This window comes from Glycocaulis sp. (assembly GCF_052168375.1).
Taxonomy (GTDB): domain Bacteria; phylum Pseudomonadota; class Alphaproteobacteria; order Caulobacterales; family Maricaulaceae; genus Glycocaulis.
On sequence record NZ_JBQLZR010000111.1, the window covers coordinates 1 to 2713 of the forward strand.

General features: G+C 64.0%; 4 protein-coding genes and 1 pseudogene. 1 reads left to right on the forward strand and 4 read right to left on the reverse strand.

All coding sequences use genetic code 11. The features are described from left to right. A partial coding sequence (locus ACTS2Z_RS04390; RefSeq protein ID WP_442572012.1) for a GAF domain-containing protein occupies nucleotides 1–437 on the forward strand: 437 nt, incomplete at its 5' end. Between the two features lie 10 nt (nucleotides 438–447). Here ACTS2Z_RS04390 and ACTS2Z_RS04395 read toward each other — a convergent pair. The 4 genes and pseudogenes from ACTS2Z_RS04395 to ACTS2Z_RS04410 form a co-directional block, all read right to left on the reverse strand. Then, the gene (locus ACTS2Z_RS04395; protein ID WP_442572013.1) at nucleotides 448–861 is read right to left on the reverse strand and encodes a response regulator; all 414 of its coding nucleotides are present in this window, start codon (nucleotides 859–861) and stop codon (nucleotides 448–450) included. 207 nt (nucleotides 862–1068) lie between these two features. Next, nucleotides 1069–1704: a DUF1109 domain-containing protein gene (locus tag ACTS2Z_RS04400; RefSeq protein WP_442572014.1), complete on the reverse strand. Its 636-nt coding sequence runs from the start codon at nucleotides 1702–1704 to the stop codon at nucleotides 1069–1071. After that, nucleotides 1701–2258 carry a sigma-70 family RNA polymerase sigma factor gene (locus ACTS2Z_RS04405; RefSeq protein WP_442572015.1) on the reverse strand — a complete coding sequence of 186 codons (558 nt, stop codon included), beginning with the start codon at nucleotides 2256–2258 and terminating at the stop codon, nucleotides 1701–1703. The genes ACTS2Z_RS04400 and ACTS2Z_RS04405 overlap by 4 nt, the downstream gene beginning before the upstream one ends. Nucleotides 2259–2404: 146 nt before the next feature. After that, nucleotides 2405–2713: pseudogene (locus ACTS2Z_RS04410) on the reverse strand (cytochrome c biogenesis protein CcdA); the annotation flags it as partial.

Sequence of the window (2713 nt, forward strand, 5' to 3'; positions counted from 1 at the left end):
CGCTTGTGTCGCTGGTCGATGCGGAGCGCCAGTGGTTCAAGGCTGCGCTGGGCGTGAACCTGAGCGAGACGCCCCGTCAGGTCTCCTTCTGCAGCCATTCCATCGAAGGCTATGAGCCGATGGTGATACCGGATGCGACGAAAGACGCGCGCTTCGTGAATAATCCGCTCGTCACAGGCGAGCCCTTCATCCGCTTCTATGCCGGAGCACCGTTGATCGACGGTGATGGCTTTGCGCTTGGAACCTTGTGTGTCCTCGACAGAAAGCCGCGCGAACTGGGTCAGAAGGACATTCGCCTCCTTGGCCATCTGGCTGATGCGGTCATGCACGCCATTGAGGCGCACCGCATGCGGCTGGAGCTGAAAGATGCCGTGCGGCGCGCAGGTCTGCGTCAGGACAGCCTGCCACAGGACGAACTGCTCGCCCGAACTGCCTGATCAGAGCCTGTCAGGCTGACAGCGTGGCGCCGACAATGGCGCAGACGATGAGCAAGGTTGCCTCGTATTCCTCAAGGCTGTGCGGCTTGCGCACGCTGGAGGCGACATTGGGATACTGGCTGGAGGCCGGTCCCAGCCGCGAGACATCGCCGGAAAACACGATGACCGGGATGGTGCGCCATTCGGGCTGATCAAGCAGGCGTTCAAGGATCCAGATCCCGTCTTCGCCGGGCAGGCGCAGATCCAGCACCACGCAATCGGGCAGGGGGCCAGTTTCGAGCATCTCGATTGCCGCGCGCCCGCTGGAGGCCCGCTCGACGGTGCATTGCGGCGATTTGCGCACCAGCATGCCCGCAAACAGCTCGGCTTCGGTATCGTCGTCCTCGACGAGCAGTATGCGTGCGGTCTGCGCGTTATCGCTCATTTCTGCCCTGCCCCGACTCTCGTGGCAGCAACGTTAGGGCCGCATCGTCCGGCACGGCAAATGATAATTGCGTGCTGCACCGCACATAGGGGATGGCTCCCCTATCGCCTGTTCCAGTCTGCGTGTAAGGCAGTCAGTAAAGCGTCGCGATCCGCCCGGTGAAGCGGGCGCAGGTTTTTCACAAACTGCAGACGTGCATGCGGTTTGCTACCAGCGCACAATGCGCGGCGCTAACAGCGCGGCAAGGCCCGCCACGCCCAACATGGCGAGCTGGTACCAGCTTGCAATAAACGCAAGGGAGTCCTCGCCGCACGAAAGGGCATAGACGGCAGCGGACAACCCGCCCGCGACAAGCCCAAGGGCAAACCCGGCAAGGCGCGGCCGGACCGGAGCCATGCGCCGCAGGGCCCAGAAACCGGCCAGCAGGAACGGGATGGCAAAGGCGCTGACAGCGATCAGGCATTTGGTGACGGAATATCCCATGAGTGCGGGCAAGCGCAGCTCTGCAGGCATCATCACAAGGTTCACCAGTGCGGCGGCCAGCAGGGATACCATAACCGCCGCAACGGCGATCAATCCGGTGCCTGCGCTCAGTCCCGGTCGGGACAGGCGGGCAAGCGCGAGCCCGGCCCCGCCCGCCACCAGACCCGGCACGGTGAGCTTGATCCAGAAGGGCAGTCCGGAAATGGCTGATCCCATGTCCGGCCTCGGCCCCAGCAGGACCATGACGCCTGCAAGAGCAACGATACCTGCCAGCGCCAGCGGGCCGCCAAAGACGGCAGGGGCGCTACGGGCCGGGGCTGGTTCCAGCCCGTCCACTAAATCGTCGATCCGGTTTGTCATGACTTGTCTGCCTGTTTCAGTCCGAGAAGGGCGGATGCGGCTTTCAGGCCGCGATGCACGTTCACCTTCACAAGGGATTCGCTGATTTTCATCGCGCTCGCGGCTTCGCTGACGCTCAAGCCCTCCACCTTGGTCCGGCGTATGGCTTCAGCCTGGCCAGCGGGTAAGCGCGCAAGAAGGATTTCGAGGTCGAGCCGTGCCATCGCTGCGCGCGTGTCGTCTGTTTCATCGGCCACCTCTCCGGCTGCGCTTTCCGGTTCGGTGCGGCGAACGCGGCGACGGCGGTAATGGTCGATCAGCTTGTAGCGCGCGATCGCATAGAGCCAGGGCCCGAAGGCGTGGCGCGCATCATAGCTGGAGCGCTTGGTGTGGATTGCGATCAGCGTCTCCTGAACGAGGTCGTCCACACTTGCCGGGTCTTCCTTCAGCCGATGGCGGAAATAGGCCGAAAGCTGTGTGTTCACGACTTCAAGCAGCGCCCGGTAGGCCGGCTTGTCACCGCCCTGCGCGAGCACCATCAGGGCTCTCAGCTTGGCATCTGCATCGCCGGTCACGCCCGCCTCCCCTGATGCCCGCTTGCACGCCGTTGCCGCAAGGCCGGGTCCGGCAGGTGCGGGCATTTGCGCAAGACTAGGCGAAGGTGCGGCAGCTGCGAGCATAATCGGCGCGTCTCCGGATCACATCGTGCTGAGCGGGCGTGTCAAAGACTGGTTGTCAGCCGGGTCAGCCATTGAGGCGATAACTCGACCAGTGCCGCTTCTAGAACCTTGTCCAGCCCGGTGGCGACCGCCACACCAATCACCAGCAGAAAGCCGCCGAGAAGCATCTTGCCAAGCGAACCGGCAGTCAGCATGCGCCGGCGCCATTTCATCAGCGCCTCACGTGACGCCAGGCCGATTACGGCCAGTGGCAGGGCCGCGCCGAGGCCAAAGAGCAGCATGACGAGGGCGACCTGTCCCAGAGACTGGCCTTGAGCGGCAAGGAGGGAGGCGGCCCCAAGGGTTGGCCC

Excerpts from the sequence above, each read along its gene's own strand:
- ACTS2Z_RS04395 (WP_442572013.1), bottom strand. The coding sequence starts at position 861 with ATGAGCGATAACGCGCAGACCGCACGCATACTGCTCGTCGAGGACGAC.
- ACTS2Z_RS04400 (WP_442572014.1), bottom strand. The coding sequence starts at position 1,704 with ATGACAAACCGGATCGACGATTTAGTGGACGGGCTGGAACCAGCCCCG.